The sequence below is a fragment of the Bacteroidetes bacterium SB0662_bin_6 genome, assembly GCA_009839485.1.
In the GTDB taxonomy this organism is placed as follows: domain Bacteria; phylum Bacteroidota; class Rhodothermia; order Rhodothermales; family VXPQ01; genus VXPQ01.
In genome coordinates, this window is sequence record VXPQ01000032.1 from 84,305 (window position 1) to 102,448 (window position 18,144).

Genomic DNA, 18,144 nt, shown 5'->3' on the forward strand with positions numbered 1-18,144 from the left:
TCAGGATGTTTGCTCCTGTGTCTCGTCAATATAATCCTGAAGAATGACTGCGGCAGCGGCGGCATCTATTCTTTCCTTCCGCCGGCGGGCTTTCTTCCGAACGCCCGATCGGACCAGCAAATTCCTTGCCCGGACCGAGGAATACCGTTCATCCTGCATAACGACTTTCTTGCCGGGAAACCGCCTGGAAAGAAGGCGAATGAAAGGCTGTACAACATCCGTAGCCGGTCCCTCCTCTCCCGACAGGGTCAAAGGCCACCCCACAACGATCGTGTCAAATCCGGGATCGGTATTCAGGGACGCAAGCTGCCGTATTGCCTCGTCACTGGAGTACGCCCCAAGGGATTGCGCATACAGCCGAAGCGGGTCGGACATGGCCAGGCCGATTCGCTGCGTGCCGTAGTCGATACCGATGATGCGAGGCAATGCGTCCATACAATCTGATAGCCTACGATGCTTCGGCAGCATCAGGGGTTTGCATGGAATCGCCGGCTATATGCTCATCCGGAATCCGATGCGTCGATTCAGGCAAGGGCTCCTGCAAAACCTTCTTTAGCCGCTTGCCCGGTCTGAAATGTGTCTTGCGCCGGCCGGGTACAAAGATCGTCTCGTTCGTTCTCGGGTTGCGGGCCTTTGGCCTGGCTTTGGTCTTTTTGACCTCGAATACGCCAAAATCGCGCAACTCGATGCGCACCTCCGGATCGGCATCGATCATGATATCACGGATGGCATGGATAACCGCTCGAACCCAGGGTTCCACCTTGTAAACCGGCTCACCCATGGATTCTGCAACCCGACGAGCCACATCTTTCCGGGTCTGCGTACCGGATGCATCGGACATGGTGTTAGTCCCTCCTATAACCCTTTGGGATAAATGAACTTATCGAAAAAAAACGAGCAATAGTTTACGGAAAAAAGAAGACGACTTACAAGCTTCACAGGCAAAAAAGCCCCATCACTCCTCAAACCGGTACACTCCGTGAATCCCGTCGATGCGCTTCAGTCGCTCAATAAGGCGGCGAAGATGCGACAAATCCGTCACCGAGCACACGATCGTGCCCTCAAAAACGCCATCCTCGGAATCCACCGTGATGGAACGAATATTTGTTTTCAGGTTTTTGGAAATAACGGTCGTAATATCGCTTACCATCCCCACGCGATCCTCTCCCATCACGCGCAGGCCGGACAGGAATTGCACGTCTTTCTGCCTGCTCCATTCCACCGATACAATACGGTCAGGATGGTTTACGAGCAGGCTGGGAGCATTCCGGCAATTAATGCGATGAATCTTTATACCGTCGCTGCGGCTTATGTAGCCGAACACATCGTCGCCGGGGATCGGATTGCAGCAAGGGGCATACCGCGTAACGATGTCGGTATGTAATTCACCGTCGATTTCGAGCGCCGGACGGGCCGCCACCTGAGCCGAATCCAGAAAATTTTCGTACCGTAACCGAAGGCCTTCCTCCTCGGCAACTTCTTCTTCCTCTTCCTTTCGCCCACGGGACTCGTTCCTGATGAACTCCACAAAGTCCTTCGGATCGAAAAGTCCCGTCCCGATCTCATAGAACATTTGCTGGGCGTTCGGAAACTTGAGTCGGTTAGCTGCTCTGCGCAACTTTTGTTCTTCCACATTCAGACCGGCTTTATCCAGCTTTTTCTCGAGCATTTCCCGGCCCAGATCCATGCTGCGGCGGCGCTTTTCATTGATTGAATGCCGAATTCTGCTGCGCGCCTTGTGCGTAACGACAAACTTCATCCAGTCGGGATTCGGCGTTTGCTTCTTCGATGAAATGATCTCCACCTGATCGCCACTCTGAAGTTTATACGAAAGCGGCACCATCCTGCCGTTCACTTTCGCACCGATGCAATGCATGCCTATTTCCGTATGGACCTGAAATGCAAAATCGACAGGGGTTGCATTACGAGGCAGTGTCATCAAATCCCCTTTGGGGGTGAAGATATATATTTCTTCGTCGTACAGATTGAGTCGAAACTCCTTGACAAACTCCGTGGCATGTTCGGGATTGGGGTTTTCAAGAATATCCCGCACCCACGCAAGGAATTGCTCCATTCCCCGGTCCTTATCACTCACGGCCTCCTTGTACTTCCAGTGCGCCGCCACGCCGCGCTCGGCGATGGCATGCATTTCCTCCGTGCGGATCTGTACTTCCACCCGGCGCCCTGTTGGACCAAGAACCGTCGTGTGGAGACTCTGGTAGCCGTTGGACTTGGGCACCGAAATAAAATCCCGGAAGCGCTCCGGCAACGGTTTGTATAAATCCGTAATGATCGAATACACTCTCCAGCAATCTTCTTTTCCTTTTTTTCCGGTGCTTTTCAGGACAATACGAATGGCAAGCAGGTCGTAAATCTCTTCGATCGGCTTATCCGTCCGCTTCATCTTCCGCCAGATCGAATAGAGATTCTTCGACCGGCCGGCCATCTCGAAATCGAAGCCGTCACTCTCGAGGCGCTCCCGCAACGGCTCGATAAAACGGCGCACATAGCCGTCCCGCTCAACTTTGGACGCCTGCAAACTTCGCACAATATCGCGGTATTCTTCCGGGTGGAGGATTTTCAGGGAAATATCTTCCAACTCGGCCTTGATGACGTGCAACCCGAAACGATGGGCAAGCGGCGCAAAGAGATCCAGGGTCTCACTCGCAATCTTGAGTTGCTTTTGTTTTTGAAGCGACTCGATGGTGCGCAGATTGTGCAAACGATCTGCAAACTTTATGAGAATGACGCGAATGTCCGTCGCCATGGAAAGCATGAGCTTCCGGACATTTTCCGCCTGACCCAGTTCGCGATTCCAGGAAACCCCCCGGATCTTGGTCAATCCGTCGACGATGTTCGACACCGTGTCGCCGAATTCTTCTCGTATGAGGTCCAGGGAAAACTCAGTGTCTTCCACGGTATCGTGCAATAGGGCCGAGACGACACTTATGTCATCAAAGCCGATATCCCTTGCCACGATCACCGCCACCTCGATCGGGTGCGTGATGAATCGTTCCCCCGAGGCTCGCCGATCGTTGCGATGCGCCCAGTAACCCAGCATGAAGGCGCGGCGAATCATATCCTCATCCACCGACCACAGAGATTGCCGGCACGCATCGAGCAATTCGTCGAGCCCGGCCTCGAATTCCGGTTCGACCTGCAAATCGGTATTGCTCAGGATGGAAGAAGCTCGCAACATGGAATGGTGGGCTAAACCATCGGGATAGCGTGCGACTATATACGACAGTCGTAAATAACAACCTCTAAAAGATTAAATCTCGCTCCCTGCGCGCGGTTTCCCCACAGCGCTTTCGAGACAAAGACCGTTACTCGGGACGTACCTGCTTCTGCGCGAATAATACCCCGTGCAGGAAACGGAAAGATGTTATGAAACGATCAGGTTGCGGCGATGTGTAAACCGCCCGTCATCCCCTGATCCTTTCATTGCGCTATAAAGCGCTCCACCTCGCCGTGAACACGCGCAACGGTTTCGCCGGAGGGCGGCGGCGTCATACAGGAGACCCCCACAGCAACCGCTGCGTTCACGAGAAGGGCCCACAGCCCGCCGTGTATGCCTAACGGATGAGGAAATGCGACCAGCGTAAGCCAGAGAATAATCATTCCGACGACCAATCCGGCCAGCACACCCGCCCGGCTGAGCGAGCGGCCGCCGGGAAAGCATATACCAATAATGGCAGGCATGAGCTGGAGGGCGCCTGCGCCGGACAGCGTAATGATGTGCACGAGTAAATCGCTCTTCGTCAGCGAAAGGATGCAGGCCACCACAAGAAGCGCAAGCACAATGATGCGCCCAACGAAAACGTAATGCGCCTGACTTTTCCCCCGTGCCACATAGCGCTGGTATACATCGCGCGTGAGCACTGTCATGTTCGCGTGCAGGATGGAATCCAGCGTGGACATGGCAGCAGCCGCGGCCCCGGCAAGAATGACGCCGGTAAGCCACGCCGGGGCATGTGCGAAAAGCAATTCGGGGAAAATGCGGTCAGCCGCTTCCAGTTCCGGCATGACCAGCGCTCCACCCAGTCCTACGAGTGCTGCAGGAATATAAAGCGTCATCAAGTAGATGGGCGTGGTTGCGCCGAGCAGTTTGAGGGTCTTGCCGTCTACCGCCGTGTAATAGCGAATCATCATGTGCGGCTGAAAAACAATCCCGAAGGAAAGCGTGATCACCATCCCGATCCACATGCCGGGCGTGAAAAAGCCCGAAGGGCCCGGAAGCGTGAGCAAATCGGGCCGCTCCACGGCAACACGGCGCCATAATTCGAACGGTCCGCCGAAAAGTTCGAAGGAAAGCAAAAGAGCCCCCGCCCAGATAGCGATATACATCCAGACGCCTTGCAGCACATCGGTCCAGTAGACCGCACGCAATCCCCCGATCATAAGGTGCACTACGGCCACGACAAGCATGACAATAACGCCGATCTCGAAAGAAATGCGGCCACCGGAGGCCACATCCATGATGTAGCCGAGCGCAATGGCTTGCACCTGAATGTAGAGAATGGTGAACACCACGGAGACAATAGCGACCGCTATACGCACTGCCTCCGACTCGTAAAAGTCGGCGAGCATGTCCGCCGGTGTAACGTACCCGAACGCTTTGCCGAGCGCCCAGATACGGGAACCGAGTACGTACGTGATGGCGCCCACAAGCACAGTCCACGCTCCTGCAGCCCAGAACCCGATCCCGTGCGTAAAGAAAAAGCCTCCCGAGCCAAGAAAAGCAAACGCCGAATGGAAGGTGGCAACGACCGTAAGATAGAGAACTACAAAGCCGGCCCGGCGTCCATAGAGAAAGAAATCCTCCATATCGACCGTCAAACGACGGCCTGCCACGACGGCTAACCCGAGCGTGACCAGCAGATAAATACCAATCAGGCCGGTAGCGACAACCCAGGTTTCCATCATGCGGCCCTGATAAGGTAAAGGGAATTTCTCCGATGACTACAGGCCCCGACGATACGCCAGAATCAGCACGGCGATGAGGGCCGCATAGACAACGAACAGCGCCGCATACAAAAAAGGCACTCCAAAGAAAGACGGCTCTATCCGATTCAGAAAAGCATGGGTAACCGGCGGCATCGCAAGCATAAACAGCGCCGCGAAGATAAAGGTTACGATGCGCCCGTCACGGGTGCGGGGAAGAAATCGCCGGCGGAGAGGAGATGAGGAAGGCATAGGGGAAAATACGAAGGGCGCTACAGCGATGCATCAGGCCCCATCACACTCCCGATCGGGTCGCCAGCTATCTACGAGGATGTTTCCGAAGCCTTACCGGTCGGCTTCTTCTTTGTATCCGCGGCTTCGGATGCCTCCGCCTTTGTGTCCTCGGATGCTTTCGCCTTCGCGGGCTTGGATGTCTTCGCTTTCGCAGCCTTGGGCGCTTCCGTCTTTGTATCCTCGGATGCTTCCGGAACAGGCGCCTCTGCCTCTTTCACCTCTTCAGCCGGTTCCTCGGGAGCTTCCTCCTGCTCGTTAGCATCCTCGGGCATGGCTTCCTGGTCGTCGGAATCCTCGTGCGCTTCCACCACAGAGGTCTCGTCCGTCTCTGGTGGGGTCGCAGGCGTTACCTGCCTGGTGCTGCGACGACGGCCGCGCCGTGTCCGTTTACCGCTTTTCTGTGAGCCGGCTCCGCTCGCTCCGTCCGTCTCGTTGTAATCAACAAGTTCGATAATAGCCATGGGGGCAGCATCCCCTGTGCGGCGGCCAATCCTGACCACACGCGTATACCCGCCCGGGCGCTCTCCAATCTTTTCGGCCACTTCGGTGAACAGGGTGGTGACGGCCTGCTTGTCCCGCAAATGCCGAAATACCTGCCGCCGGTTATGCTGCGAATCGTCTTTGGCCCGGGTAATAATGGGCTCGATGAAGGTGCGCAGGGCCTTGGCCCGCGGCACCGTCGTCGTCACGCGCTTGTGCGTGATCAACGCATTGCCCAGCGCTGCAAGCGTGGCCTTGCGATGGGATGCAGTACGTCCCAGTTTGTGCCGTTTTTTCTGGTGTCTCATAATATCCGGCTACGCCTTTTCCTCGTACTTTTCCTCGGTCATGCCAAAATGCAGGCCGCGGTCATTAAGCACGTGAATCAGTTCCTGCAACGATTTGCGCCCGAAATTCCGGAATTTCAGCATTTCCGATTCCTCCCGGCTGACCAGATCACCGATATTCGTGATATTGGCGGCTTTCAGACAATTCTGTGCACGTACGGACAGGTCCAGTTCGTCCACGGGTTGTACAAGCAATTCGCGAATACGCTGCGTTTCCGTATCGACGACCTCTGCCTTCTCGGCAGGATCAGGTATGCTATCCATCGAAATAAACAGGTCCACATGATTCCGCAGAATGGTCGCGGCCTGCATCAGCGCGTCCTCTGCCGAAAGAGAACCGTCCGTATCGATCTCCATCGTCAGGTACTCGTAGTCTATCTTTTGCCCGACACGCGTCGGCTTGACCGAATACTTGACATTTCGGATGGGGGTAAAGATCGCATCAATGGCGATCACACCTATCGGATCGTCGGCGCGCTTGTTTTCATCGGCAGGGATGTACCCTCTCCCCCGCTCAATGCGCAACTCAATGCTCAGCGCCGCATTCTCATCCAGTGTAGCAATGTGATGATCCGGATTGAGCACCTCGAAATCATTCGTTGCGTCCCCGATATCTCTGGCCGTGAAGGAACCGGCGCCCCGGATCACAAGATGAATGGTGCCATCTTCCGCCTCTTCGGTCGCACGAAAGCGCACTTCCTTGAGATTCAGAATGATATCGGCCACATCTTCGGTTACGCCGTCGATCGTCGAAAACTCATGCTGTACGCCGTCGATCCGCACCCCTGTGATGGCAACGCCTTCGAGCGAGGACAAAAGAACACGCCGCATCGCGTTCCCGATCGTTACGCCGTATCCGCGTTCGAGGGGTTGTAACGAAAACTGCCCGGAAAACTCCGATGCATCGTCAATCTGAATGCCGTCCGGCATATGGATTACATGATTGCTCATGGCTTCTCAATCGGTCAAAGTATTGCAGGGGTGAAATAGCGGATGCCGTAACACATCGGTTCGGCAAGAATCGTCAGGCAACTACTTCGAATACAACTCGACGATCAACTGCTCGCGGATATTTTCCGGAATGTCTTCCCGGGCCGGCATATCCAGCATTTTGCCTCGGAGATCGCCGCGATCAACCTCGAGCCAGGCGAAAGCCCGGCGGTTCTGTGCAACCGACTCGACGATCGGGCGCATGGTGCGGCTTCTCGGTCGAACCGCAATCGTATCGCCCGGACGAAGTTGCGCCGAAGGGATATTTACGATCCGGTCATTCACCATGATGTGTCCATGGTTTACCAATTGCCTCGCCTGGCGCCTCGTACGCGCAAAACCAAGACGGAACACTGTATTGTCCAGTCTGGCTTCTAAAAATTTCAGCAGGTTTTCCCCGGTGACGCCTCTCTTTCGGGATGCCTTTTCGAACAGGTTGCGAAACTGCCGTTCCTGGAGGCCATACGTATACCGGGCCTTTTGTTTTTCCTTGAGCTGCACGGCGTATTCGCTCTCTCTGGAACGGCGTCCCTGTCCGTGCTGGCCCGGCGGGTACAACTTGCGCTCAAGCGCCTTGCTCGGACCGAAAATCGGTTCCTTGAAACGCCGGGCAACTTTCTGTTTGGGGCCTCTATATCGAGCCATTATCGCTGTTTTCTGTGCTTAACTTTCTTCTATCTGCCTGATCGACAAGTAGCGCTGCTACGATCACACGCGGCGGCGTTTCGGGGAACGACAGCCATTATGAGGAATGGGCGTTACATCCCGGATGGATGCAATATCGAGCCCCGCGCTGGCAAGCGCCCGAATGGCCGACTCCCGCCCCGAACCAGGACCCTTCACATACACATCTACACGCCGCAGACCCAGGCCATGCGCCTCTTCGGCGGCGGTCGTAGCCGCTACCTGCGCCGCATACGGCGTATTTTTGCGGCTGCCTTTGAAACCCATCTTGCCGGAACTGGACCACGAAATAACATTTCCGTACTGGTCCGTCAAGGTTACGATCACGTTATTGAACGTGGCCTTGATGTGCGCCTGTCCATTCGACTCGACGATAACGTTTCGTTTCCGTGCCGATCGACCGGAACGCCCCGATTTTTGCTGCTTTTTCGCCATATAACCCTGAATTTACGAGAGGTCGAGACAGTACGATTATTTCCGCGGCGCCTTCTTCTTTCCGGCCACGGTCTTCCGGCGTCCCTTGCGTGTACGTGCATTCGTACGCGTGCGCTGTCCACGTACGGGAAGTCCCCGGCGATGCCGGAGCCCCCGGTAACAGCCGATGTCCATCAATCGCTTGATGTTCATCTGCACTTCCGAACGCAACTGCCCCTCGACAAGGTACTCGTCCTCAATGAGGCGTCGCACACTCCGGGTCTGCTCCTCCGTCCAGTCGCTCGGATGCACATCGTGCTTGATACCGACACGATCAAGGATTTCTTTAGCGCGAGAACGCCCAATCCCGAAAATCGAGGATAAGGCAATTTCTCCGCGTTTATCTGGAGGTACGTCTACTCCGGCTATTCGAGGCATATAGTTTCAGGTTTCCCGGCAGCGTCCGTTCGGAAACGCCGCACCATACACCGAAGGGTTTCAACCCTGTCGCTGCTTGTGCTTCGGATTTTTCTTGTTGATGACGTAGATGCGCCCCTTGCGACGAACGATTTTGTCGTCGGAACTGCGCTTTTTGACACTGGCACGAACTTTCATGGGTTCGCTCGGTCTCGTTCTTGAAAAACAAAGGTATAGCCGTTACGTAACGCGCATCGGCTACGCAGGTTCATAAATTTTGTATGTAGTCGGCGAACCAAACGCAACGCCGGACACTTCTTCGATATACTCGAAGGTGCTTAGCACTTCAGCCTGGCCGGCACACACAACCACCATGTGCTCATAATGCGCGGCGGCTTTCCCATCCGCTGCACGAATAGCCCAGCCGTTCGGGTCCGTTACGATTCTGGCGGTCCCGAGGTTGATCATGGGTTCAATGCATAGCGTCATACCGCGCACCAGTCGGGATCCGGTCGCCGGTTCGCCGACATTCGGGACATTGGGCTTCTCGTGAAGTTTTTTGCCGATGCCATGGCCTACGAGTTCCCGCACTACGCCGTATCCTCTGCTTTCACAATACTCTTGTATAGCAAAGGATATATCCCCGACGCGCCTTCCCGTCGTCGCATGCTCAATACCCTTGTACAAGGCTGCGTACGTCGTTTCGCACAAAGCACGCTTTTCGTCAGAAATCCCGCCGACGGCAAAGGTATAGGCGCTATCGCCGTAATAGCCATTCAGCCGCACACCGCAATCCACTGACAGCAAGTCCCCCTGTTGAAGGGGGCTGTCATCCGGAATGCCATGTACTATCGTATCGTTCACGGACGTACAGAGCGTGCTGGGAAACACCAGGTTACCCACACGATACCCCTTGAACGCCGGTTCGGCGCCATGGTCGCGGATGAATGCTTCCGCTATCCGATCAAGCTCGCGCGTAGTGACACCCGGCTCAATGTACCGTGCGATCTGGCCGAGCGTCCGCCCGACAAGCTCCGCGCTTTCCCTGAGACGCTCGATTTTATATGCGCTTTTCGTCAAGGCCATGGGCTCGAGAAAACGGAGACGGTCTTGCGACCGGACTACCGCCACTATTACATATATCGTCCTCGAACACGCCCGCTTTTCATGAAGCCATCGTAATGGCGCATGAGCAAATGGCTTTCGATCTGCTGGAGCGTATCCAGCGTCACTTGCACGAGAATAAGCAGACTCGTCCCTCCGAAGAAGGTGGCAAAACCTGGCGAGACGCCCGCCTGCATAGCGAATGCAGGAAGAATCGCAACAAGTCCGAGGAAAATCGATCCGGGCAAGGTGATTTTCGTCAGGATGTTGTCGATGAACTCACTGGTCTGCTTGCCCGGCCTGATCCCGGGAATAAATCCACCCTGCCGCTTCATGGTATCCGCCATTTCCCTTGGGTTGACTGCAATAGCCGTATAGAAATAGGTAAAGAATACACAGATCACGAAGAACACGGTCGAATATCCCCAGCCGGAAATGTCCGAGAACCAGCGTCCAAATTCGACCATGAAGGCACTGTCGGGAAAAAACGATGCGACCGTCGCCGGAACGAACATGATCGACTGCGCAAAGATAATAGGCATGACCCCCGCCGCATTGACGCGAAGCGGAAGATACTGGGTCGTGCCGCCGTAGACTTTGCGCCCCACCACGCGCTTCGCATACTGCACAGGAATGCGGCGCGTACCCTGAGAAACCAGCACGACCCCAAGCGTCACGAGTGCCCATATACCAATCTCCATCAGGAAGATGAAGAGATTATCCTTGAGCGTAAACTCGTTGAAAAGGGCATTGGGCAAAAAGGCGATAATGCTCACCATAATGACGATGGATATACCATTCCCGATCCCGTTTTCCGTAATGCGCTCCCCAAGCCACATAACGAAGACGGTACCGGCGGTCAGCACAATTACCGTCGAAACCATAAAAAACGTGGAATCGATAACGATCGCCTGACCGGTCGCTCCATACTGCAGGTTGATCGCATATCCGATGGACTGAAAAGCGGTAATGCCTACTGTCCCATACCGTGTGAGCTGGGTAATTTTCCGGCGGCCTTCCTCGCCCTCGCGCTGAAGCTTCTGGAAATAGGGAACGACCGCGCCCAGCAACTGGATGATAATGGAAGCGGTGATATACGGCATGATGCCGAGTGCGAAAATACCGGCCTGACTGAAGGCCCCCCCCACAAACATGTCCAGAAAACCGAAAATGTCGTTCGGATTTCCCTGTGCATTGACATCCGCCAGAATACCGGCATCCACGCCGGGAAGCGTTACGTACGCCCCCAGCCGATACACGAGGAGTAACCCGACCGTGTACAGGATCCGGCGGCGGAGCTCATCTATCTTCCAGATGTTGCGTACGTTCTCGCCGATACTCGCCATAATGGAGTGTTGGATAGAGGACCGTTGCCGGTCCGTACATTAGTCGAGGACGGTTGCCTTGCCTCCGGCCGCTTCAATCTTTTTTCTCGCGGAGGCGCTGAAAGCGTGCGCAGTAACCGAAAGCCCCTGCGGGGAATCACCGCCCCCGAGAATTTTAATCCGATCAGCCTTGCGCGCAACCCCGGCGCCCACAAGCACCTCGGGCGTCACCTCCGCGGCAGCATCAATTCTCCCCTCGTCTACAAGGCGTGTGATCCAGGAAAGGTTTACGGCACGGTATTCGACGCGGAACCGGTTGTGAAATCCGAATTTTGGAACACGGCGCTGAAGAGGCATTTGACCTCCCTCGAACCACGCGGGAATACGTGCTCCCGCACGGCTCTTCTGACCCTTCGTCCCCTTCGTGGAACTGTGACCGCCCTTGCCCGAACCCACGCCGCGGGCAATGCGCTTCCTTTTCCGAGTAGCGCCCTTAACAGGCTTCAGATTGCTGAGATCCATAATGTATTTTGAATGGGCGCCCGTCCTCGGACGGAAGCCAGGGAATGAAAAACGCCCGGTTTCTAAAGCGGATCAGGCTTCGGTAACGGTAACGAGATGTCGAACCTTGTCGACCATCCCTCGCAGTTGCGGAGAGTCCGTATGTTCGACACGCTGATGCATCCGCCGGATACCGAGCGCCTTCAGGGTACGAACCAGACGCTTCGATGAACCGATTGCGGATTTGGTCTGGGTTATGATAATCTTGTTCGCCATATCCTTGTACCATCTGACCGCGAGCCATCGCACGCGAAAACCCGATGAGCGTTTATCCCTCGAACACCCTCTTGAGTGAAACACCGCGGCGTTGGGCCACCTCCATAGGATCTTCGATCCGTTCCAGGGCCTGCATCGTTGCAGAGACCTGATTGTGCGGATTGCTGGATCCAAGAGATTTTGAAAGGATGTCCCGGATGCCGGCACATTCCAGTACAGCTCGTACTCCTCCTCCGGCAATCACGCCGGTTCCGGGGGCTGCGGGCTTCAACAACACCTTCCCGGCATCCTGTCGCCCCACGATGGGATGTGGAATCGTGTTGTCCTTGAGCCGAACGCGAATCAGGTTCTTCTTCGCATCTTCCGTCCCTTTTGAAATGGCATCGGCCACCTCGTTCGCCTTGCCGAGACCGGCTCCGACCGTTCCCTGCCCGTCGCCTACTACCACGACGGCATTGAATGAAAAACGGCGACCACCCTTGACGACCTTCGCCACACGGGAAACGGATACAAGCCGCTCCTGCCAATCCTGGCCTTCCGCCGCTTCACGCCGTCGTTGCTCCTTTCGTGCTGCCATACAAAACCTGAATGAGTGTATCTAATGTCTCGTAAGAAACTACAGTTGTAATCCCCCTTCGCGGGCGCCGTCCGCCAGGGCTCGCACACGCCCGTGGTACCGGTAGCCATTCCTGTCGAACACAACCCGTTCAATACCCTTCTCGAGGGCGCGGCGGGCAAGATGCGCTCCAACGGCTTTGCTGACTTCCATGGGCGTATCGCCGACGATGTCAGACTCCGTGCTCGAAGCCGCAGTTAGGGTAACACCCGCCCGATCATCGATCAGTTGTGCATATATGTACCTGTTCGAACGAAAGACGGAAAGACGGGGACGCAAAGAGGTCCCTGCGACCTTATCCCGCATGCCGCGCTTTACGCGTCGTTTCCGTTCCTGCTTTTTATGCGCCGCCATGATTCCTGTCGGATACTCAAATCAAGATGCTGAGGGTTGCGTCGGGAGAGCCATTTATCGAGCCGCCGTCTTCCCGGCCTTGCGACGAACATATTCGCCCACGTAACGAATCCCTTTGCCCTTGTACGGCTCGGGGGGGCGCAGCGCCCGGATCTTTGCAGCCACCTGCCCGACGATTTGTTTGTCGGTTCCTTCGATTGTAACCACCGTGTTCTTGCCCCGCTGGGCTTCTACCGTAACAGAAACCGTCTCCGGCGGCACAAAATAAATCGGATGCGAAAAGCCAAGAGCCAGTTCGAGAACCCCATTGTTCACCGAAGCACGGTAACCGACTCCGATCACTTCCAGTTGCTTCCGATACCCTTTCGTGACCCCCTCGACCGCATTGTCGATCAGCGAACGATACAACCCGTGCATCGCCTTATGACGCTTCTGCTCGTCGGGGCGCCGGACTACGATACTTCCGTTCTCTTGCACCACCGTAATTTCAGGAGCGACCTGAATGGACAGTTCTCCCCTGGGCCCCTTGACGGTCACAAGATTATCCTCCGAGATATCCACGGATACGCCGTCGCCCGTCTCAATGGGTTGGTTGCCTACGCGAGACATGTTTCTTCTCTCTAAGGGTTCACGGATAGTGTGGGCGTCCCTGCAACGAGCAGGGAATCGTTTCAAAAATCAATAAAGATACGCAAGCACCTCGCCGCCAATGTGCGCCTTGCGTGCCTCCTTGTCGGTCATCATGCCACGGGATGTGGACAAAATAGCTATCCCCAATCCGTTCATCACACGGGGCAATTCATTCGCCCTCGTATACCGGCGCAAGCCCGGTGTGGAGACACGTTTCATCATGCGAATGACCGGCTCACCCTGCGCATCGTACTTCAGACGGATTCGAATGAGTCCCTGCTTTCCATCATCCACATTCAGGTAACTGCGGATGTAGCCTTTATCCAGCAAAATCTGCGTGATTGCGCGTTTTTGCTTCGAGGCGGGTATATCGACATACTTTCGGCCGGCCTGCTGGCCGTTCCGAATGCGCGTCAGATAATCTGAAACCGGATCTGTAATGCCACTCATATCGTCTTGGGTCGAAAAACGTTACCAGGATGCCTTGCGCACACCGGGTATCTTACCTTCAAGCGCCATCTCGCGAAAAGCGATACGGGAAATGCCGAAATCCCGCATATAGCCCCGGGCACGGCCCGTAAGGGGGCACCGGTTGTGCAACCGGACGGGGCTTGCGTCGCGTGGAAGTCGTTGCAGACCGACCCAATCCCCCTGTTCCTTGAGCAAGCGGCGTTTTTCGGCATACTTCTCGACAGTACGCCGCCGCTTCCTTTCGCGAGCCATCCAACTGGTTTTCGCCATACGTGTAAGATGTTATTAATTGCAGGTGTCTAATGCAGGAGGGACAAAGTGACTGTATACAGGGTCAGGCAGCTACGGATCGTTCTTCCCGCCGCACAAAAGGAATCCCGAATTCCCTCAGGAGCGCGTGCGCCGCATTGTCTGTCGCCGCCGTCGTTACAAAAGTAATGTCCAGTCCACTGATCCGGTCAATCTTGTCCACATCGATTTCGGGAAAGATGATCTGTTCCCGGATGCCCAGTGTGAAATTACCCCGGCCATCGAAACTGCGGTCCGATACGCCGCGAAAGTCGCGCACACGCGGCAATGCCAGCGTAATGAGGCGGTCCACAAACTCGTACATGTAATCTCCGCGCAATGTCACGAAACAGCCGATAGGCATACCCTGCCGCAGTTTGAAATTCGAAACACTCTTCCGCGCTCTCGCCACCTTGGGCTGCCGGCCCGTGATGCGCCGCAATTCGTCCATGGCGTTGTCCAGCGCTTTCTTGTCCGCAGAAGCATCGCCCACCCCTTTGTTGACAACGACTTTCTCCAGGCGAGGGACTTGCATAACATTCCCATATTCCAACTGCTTCATCAGCGCAGGAACGATCTGCTTTCGATACCGGTCCTTCAATCTTGGTGTGTAGGCCATCTTTCCAATCTCAATGGGCAAGGTGTGGAGAAATAACGCCCCGCAATCGCGCGTTTCGTGCGGGCGTATGCCTCATGCAAGCTCTTCCCCCGTGGTTTTTGCATATCGGACCCATTGTCCGCGCCCTGTTTCCGGATCCGTAATACGCTTGCGCCCCACCCGTGTCGGATTTCCGTCCGAAGCGATGGGTTGTACATTGGACACATGGATAGGCACTTCTTTCTCTATGCGTCCCCCCTGGGGATTGGCGGCATTCGGTTTTTCGTGATGGAAGCGAAGGTTCACCCCCTCGACAATCACACGCTGCTTCTCCGGAAAAATCACCAGGATTTTCCCTTCGTACCCACGATAGTTGCCCGCAATCACGCGTACGCGATCCCCCTTCTTGACGTGCACCTTCTTTTGTGCGTTGTGTTTTCTCGGCATGACTGCTAAAGCACCTCCGGGGCAAGGGAAACAATGCGCATAAACCGTTTTTCGCGCAATTCGCGGGCCACAGGCCCAAAAATACGTGTGCCGCGCGGCTCGTCCTGAGGATTCAAAAGCACGGCAGCGTTTTCGTCGAAGCGGATATACGAGCCATCCTTGCGGCGAAGCTCTTTCTTCGTACGCACCACCACAGCTGGGGTAACGTCTCCTTTCTTGACAGCGCCTCCCGGCATAGCGGACTTGACCGTCACAATAATCCGATCACCGATGCGCGCATAACGCCGACCGCTTCCACCAAGCACACGGATACACAGCACCTCTTTGGCGCCGCTGTTATCCGCAACGGTAAGTCTCGACTCCTGCTGAATCATGGCTTCCCTGAGAGTGTTGGGGGCTATCTGGCCCGTTCGAGGACTTCGGCAAGACGCCAGCGCTTGCGCTTGCTAAGCGGGCGCGTTTCCATGATGCGAACGGAATCTCCCCGCTTCGCATCGTTGCTTTCATCATGCGCCATCAACTTCGTCGTCTTCTTGATGAACTTACCGTATATCGGATGCTTGATCTGGCGCTGCACCGCCACCAGGATCGTCTTGTCCATACGATCACTGATGACAACGCCGATACGCTCCTTACGCGCCGACCGGCTTACCTGCTGCGCTATAGCCTCTGTGGTGTCTGTACTCATAATTTTTTCCGGTTCAGGCCTCGTTTTCCTGCTCGCGAAGGATGGTCTTCAGCCGCGCAACCAGTCGCCGCTTACGGCGCAGCAACGTCGGATTCTCAATCTGCGCGATGGCATGCTGAAAATGCAGCCGACGCAATTGATCTTCCTCCTCGTCAATGCGTTTTCGGACCTCTTCCAGACCGAGTTCACGAATTTCTTTTGCCTTCAACATGGCGCGCTCCAATGATAATCGCTATCGTCCGACAGATTCCTGGGGCTGATAATCCGGGCGCATTACAAACTTTGTCTTGATCGGCAACTTGTGCCGGGCAAGCCGAAGCGCCTCTCGAGCCAATTCTTCCGAAATACCGCCGCCGATCTCGAACAGGATGCGTCCGGGCTTCACATTAGCAGCCCAGTACTCCGGAGAGCCTTTCCCCTTCCCCATACGGGTTTCCGCCGGCTTTTTCGTAATCGGCTTGTCCGGATAAATGCGGATCCACACTTTGCCGACACGCTTCATGCGACGCGTCATGGCAATACGTGCAGCTTCAATCTGCCGGCTGGTGATGCGCCCCGGCTCCAGAGCCTTGATACCAAAATCTCCAAAATTGATATTTGCCCCCCGGTGCGCATTCCCTCTGATGCGTCCCTTCTGGTACTTTCGGTACTTTGTACGCTTCGGCATTAACATGGCTATCCTCTATCTCAAATCCCTGAGTGACAGAAAGCAATGGTCAGGACGCTTGGTCGCCATCACGTGACCGACGGCCCCGGCGTTTGCGAGCCGGCGGCTGGAACTGCTGCTGCATTTGCTGCCGCTGCGCCTGGATATTCGGACTCAGATCAGGCTGACCGAGAATTTCGCCCCGGTATATCCATACTTTCACGCCGATAGAACCATAAATGGTGTGGGATGTCGCCTGCGCGAAATCAATGTCCGCCCGGATCGTGTGCAGAGGAACGCGGCCTTCAAGATACTGCTCCGTACGGCCCATTTCCGCTCCGCCAAGACGTCCTGCAACACGAATGCGAATGCCTTCCGCACCCATGCGCATAGCTGCCGTAACCGCTTGCTTCATGGCCCGTCGGAACGAAACGCGGCCTTCCAACTGCTGAGCCACGTTCTGAGCAACCAGTTCAGCATCCAGTTCAGGGCGCTTGATCTCGTTGATGTTTATCCGAATGTCCTCTTTGTTCGTCAGTTTCTTGATTTCCTCCCGGAGCTTCTCCACCTCGCTCCCGCTGCGGCCAATGACCACGCCGGGACGGCTCGTATGTAACGTCAGGACCACGCTCTTCAACGTGCGTTCGATAACGCAACGGCTTAATCCTGCACGACGCAGGCGCGTCGCCAGATACCGGCGAATTTCTTCGTCCTCAACAAGTTTTACCGGGAGATCCCGGGCTGCATACCAGTTGGAATCCCAACCCCGAATGATGCCCAATCGAAACCCGACCGGATGTGTTTTCTGACCCAATGTCTTTCTCTTTTTAGCGTGTCATGTCCTGCGGTTACGTAATGGCGCCTCACACGTCCTCTTCCGGCTGTTCCTCTTCGGTCTCGCCCGTCGTAGCCACTACCACAGTCAGGTGGCACGAACGTTTGAGTATAGGGTGCGCACGACCACGGGATACCGGACGAAATCGTTTCATGCGTACCCCTTCGTCCGCTCGTATCTCCTTTACTACCAGATCACCTTCTTCGAACCGGTCATCCGGATTCCTGTCCATCAGGTTGTAGACCGCCGATTGAATCGTCAATTCGACCGGGCGTGTTATCCTGTGCGGCTGGTAGTGCAGAATGCTGAGTGCATCGGCAACCGTTTTCCCGCGAACGAGATTGATCACCGTACGCATCTTGCGAGGCGAACTCCGAATATGTTTCCTTATGGCGCGTGCTTCCATATTCATCGTGCGTCCTGGTACACTATGCGAAGGCCGGCAGGGCCTGCGCAGCAATGCGGAGCGCGATTTTTGCTGTTATCGTTTCATACGCTTGTCCGCGCTCTTCCCGGCGTGTCCCCGGAAAGAACGTGTAGGCGAAAACTCGCCCAATTTGTGTCCGACCATGTTCTCCGTCACATACACGGGGATAAACTGTTTTCCATTGTGTACGGCGAACGTATGCCCTACGAATTCCGGCGTGATCATGGAATCCCGACTCCAGGTTTTGATCACCTTTTTTGAGTTACTCTTGTTCAAGGCATCCACCTTGCGTTGCAACTTGAAGTGAACGTAAGGTCCTTTGCGCAGGGAACGTGCCATCTTGCTGTAATCTGATCTCTCCGGAAGCG

The 18,144-nt window shown here is 55.5% G+C and carries 29 protein-coding genes; all 29 read right to left on the reverse strand.

Going from position 1 to position 18,144, the window contains the following annotated elements:
* Positions 1-468 carry a Holliday junction resolvase RuvX gene (gene ruvX, locus F4Y00_05160; GenBank protein MYE04344.1) on the reverse strand — a complete coding sequence of 156 codons (468 nt, stop codon included), beginning with the start codon at positions 466-468 and terminating at the stop codon, positions 1-3.
* Entirely contained in the window at positions 449-841 is a 393-nt protein-coding gene (locus F4Y00_05165) for an integration host factor subunit beta (protein ID MYE04345.1), read from the reverse strand. The genes ruvX and F4Y00_05165 overlap by 20 nt, the downstream gene beginning before the upstream one ends.
* A 114-nt stretch (positions 842-955) precedes the next feature.
* Positions 956-3,199: a bifunctional (p)ppGpp synthetase/guanosine-3',5'-bis(diphosphate) 3'-pyrophosphohydrolase gene (locus tag F4Y00_05170; protein MYE04346.1), complete on the reverse strand. Its 2,244-nt coding sequence runs from the start codon at positions 3,197-3,199 to the stop codon at positions 956-958.
* 242 nt (positions 3,200-3,441) lie between these two features.
* A complete protein-coding gene (locus tag F4Y00_05175; GenBank protein ID MYE04347.1) occupies positions 3,442-4,926 on the reverse strand; it encodes a sodium:solute symporter family protein in 1,485 nt (494 codons plus the stop codon).
* A 36-nt stretch (positions 4,927-4,962) separates the two neighbouring features.
* Positions 4,963-5,196, reverse strand: a complete 234-nt coding sequence (locus F4Y00_05180) for a hypothetical protein (protein ID MYE04348.1) — start codon at positions 5,194-5,196, stop codon at positions 4,963-4,965.
* 71 nt (positions 5,197-5,267) lie between these two features.
* Complete coding sequence (locus F4Y00_05185; protein ID MYE04349.1) at positions 5,268-6,026, reverse strand: 50S ribosomal protein L17; 759 nt, start codon at positions 6,024-6,026, stop codon at positions 5,268-5,270.
* 9 nt (positions 6,027-6,035) lie between these two features.
* The gene (locus F4Y00_05190; protein ID MYE04350.1) at positions 6,036-7,016 is read right to left on the reverse strand and encodes a DNA-directed RNA polymerase subunit alpha; all 981 of its coding nucleotides are present in this window, start codon (positions 7,014-7,016) and stop codon (positions 6,036-6,038) included.
* Between the two features lie 81 nt (positions 7,017-7,097).
* On the reverse strand, positions 7,098-7,700 hold the full coding sequence (gene rpsD, locus F4Y00_05195; protein MYE04351.1) for a 30S ribosomal protein S4: 603 nt from the start codon (positions 7,698-7,700) through the stop codon (positions 7,098-7,100).
* Between the two features lie 63 nt (positions 7,701-7,763).
* On the reverse strand, positions 7,764-8,174 hold the full coding sequence (rpsK, locus tag F4Y00_05200; protein MYE04352.1) for a 30S ribosomal protein S11: 411 nt from the start codon (positions 8,172-8,174) through the stop codon (positions 7,764-7,766).
* Between the two features lie 36 nt (positions 8,175-8,210).
* Entirely contained in the window at positions 8,211-8,591 is a 381-nt protein-coding gene (gene rpsM, locus F4Y00_05205; GenBank protein ID MYE04353.1) for a 30S ribosomal protein S13, read from the reverse strand.
* A gap of 60 nt (positions 8,592-8,651) precedes the next feature.
* Positions 8,652-8,768 carry a 50S ribosomal protein L36 gene (locus F4Y00_05210; protein MYE04354.1) on the reverse strand — a complete coding sequence of 39 codons (117 nt, stop codon included), beginning with the start codon at positions 8,766-8,768 and terminating at the stop codon, positions 8,652-8,654.
* Positions 8,769-8,828: 60 nt separating this feature from the next.
* Positions 8,829-9,656 carry a type I methionyl aminopeptidase gene (map, locus tag F4Y00_05215; protein ID MYE04355.1) on the reverse strand — a complete coding sequence of 276 codons (828 nt, stop codon included), beginning with the start codon at positions 9,654-9,656 and terminating at the stop codon, positions 8,829-8,831.
* A 47-nt stretch (positions 9,657-9,703) separates the two neighbouring features.
* Positions 9,704-11,020, reverse strand: a complete 1,317-nt coding sequence (gene secY, locus F4Y00_05220) for a preprotein translocase subunit SecY (protein ID MYE04356.1) — start codon at positions 11,018-11,020, stop codon at positions 9,704-9,706.
* A gap of 39 nt (positions 11,021-11,059) precedes the next feature.
* Entirely contained in the window at positions 11,060-11,521 is a 462-nt protein-coding gene (locus F4Y00_05225) for a 50S ribosomal protein L15 (GenBank protein MYE04357.1), read from the reverse strand.
* Positions 11,522-11,593: 72 nt separating this feature from the next.
* The gene (gene rpmD, locus F4Y00_05230; GenBank protein MYE04358.1) at positions 11,594-11,776 is read right to left on the reverse strand and encodes a 50S ribosomal protein L30; all 183 of its coding nucleotides are present in this window, start codon (positions 11,774-11,776) and stop codon (positions 11,594-11,596) included.
* A gap of 52 nt (positions 11,777-11,828) precedes the next feature.
* Positions 11,829-12,353, reverse strand: a complete 525-nt coding sequence (locus tag F4Y00_05235) for a 30S ribosomal protein S5 (GenBank protein ID MYE04359.1) — start codon at positions 12,351-12,353, stop codon at positions 11,829-11,831.
* Positions 12,354-12,392: 39 nt separating this feature from the next.
* Positions 12,393-12,746: a 50S ribosomal protein L18 gene (locus F4Y00_05240; GenBank protein MYE04360.1), complete on the reverse strand. Its 354-nt coding sequence runs from the start codon at positions 12,744-12,746 to the stop codon at positions 12,393-12,395.
* Between the two features lie 54 nt (positions 12,747-12,800).
* Entirely contained in the window at positions 12,801-13,355 is a 555-nt protein-coding gene (locus F4Y00_05245; GenBank protein MYE04361.1) for a 50S ribosomal protein L6, read from the reverse strand.
* A 69-nt stretch (positions 13,356-13,424) separates the two neighbouring features.
* Positions 13,425-13,826 carry a 30S ribosomal protein S8 gene (gene rpsH / locus F4Y00_05250; GenBank protein ID MYE04362.1) on the reverse strand — a complete coding sequence of 134 codons (402 nt, stop codon included), beginning with the start codon at positions 13,824-13,826 and terminating at the stop codon, positions 13,425-13,427.
* Positions 13,827-13,847: 21 nt separating this feature from the next.
* A complete protein-coding gene (rpsN, locus tag F4Y00_05255) occupies positions 13,848-14,117 on the reverse strand; it encodes a 30S ribosomal protein S14 (protein ID MYE04363.1) in 270 nt (89 codons plus the stop codon).
* 64 nt (positions 14,118-14,181) lie between these two features.
* Positions 14,182-14,754, reverse strand: a complete 573-nt coding sequence (gene rplE, locus F4Y00_05260; protein MYE04364.1) for a 50S ribosomal protein L5 — start codon at positions 14,752-14,754, stop codon at positions 14,182-14,184.
* A gap of 72 nt (positions 14,755-14,826) precedes the next feature.
* Positions 14,827-15,180, reverse strand: coding sequence for a 50S ribosomal protein L24 (locus F4Y00_05265; protein ID MYE04365.1), 354 nt, complete (start codon positions 15,178-15,180; stop codon positions 14,827-14,829).
* Positions 15,181-15,185: 5 nt separating this feature from the next.
* Positions 15,186-15,554 (reverse strand): 50S ribosomal protein L14, encoded by a 369-nt coding sequence (rplN, locus tag F4Y00_05270; protein ID MYE04366.1) that lies wholly within the window; start codon positions 15,552-15,554, stop codon positions 15,186-15,188.
* A gap of 23 nt (positions 15,555-15,577) precedes the next feature.
* Positions 15,578-15,868, reverse strand: coding sequence for a 30S ribosomal protein S17 (rpsQ, locus tag F4Y00_05275; GenBank protein MYE04367.1), 291 nt, complete (start codon positions 15,866-15,868; stop codon positions 15,578-15,580).
* Positions 15,869-15,881: 13 nt separating this feature from the next.
* Positions 15,882-16,076 carry a 50S ribosomal protein L29 gene (locus F4Y00_05280; GenBank protein ID MYE04368.1) on the reverse strand — a complete coding sequence of 65 codons (195 nt, stop codon included), beginning with the start codon at positions 16,074-16,076 and terminating at the stop codon, positions 15,882-15,884.
* A gap of 24 nt (positions 16,077-16,100) precedes the next feature.
* Positions 16,101-16,541, reverse strand: coding sequence for a 50S ribosomal protein L16 (rplP, locus tag F4Y00_05285; protein ID MYE04369.1), 441 nt, complete (start codon positions 16,539-16,541; stop codon positions 16,101-16,103).
* A gap of 43 nt (positions 16,542-16,584) precedes the next feature.
* Positions 16,585-17,328 carry a 30S ribosomal protein S3 gene (gene rpsC / locus F4Y00_05290; GenBank protein MYE04370.1) on the reverse strand — a complete coding sequence of 248 codons (744 nt, stop codon included), beginning with the start codon at positions 17,326-17,328 and terminating at the stop codon, positions 16,585-16,587.
* A 49-nt stretch (positions 17,329-17,377) separates the two neighbouring features.
* Positions 17,378-17,755 (reverse strand): 50S ribosomal protein L22, encoded by a 378-nt coding sequence (locus F4Y00_05295; GenBank protein MYE04371.1) that lies wholly within the window; start codon positions 17,753-17,755, stop codon positions 17,378-17,380.
* A gap of 75 nt (positions 17,756-17,830) precedes the next feature.
* Positions 17,831-18,115, reverse strand: coding sequence for a 30S ribosomal protein S19 (gene rpsS / locus F4Y00_05300; GenBank protein ID MYE04372.1), 285 nt, complete (start codon positions 18,113-18,115; stop codon positions 17,831-17,833).
* Positions 18,116-18,144: the final 29 nt, after the last annotated feature.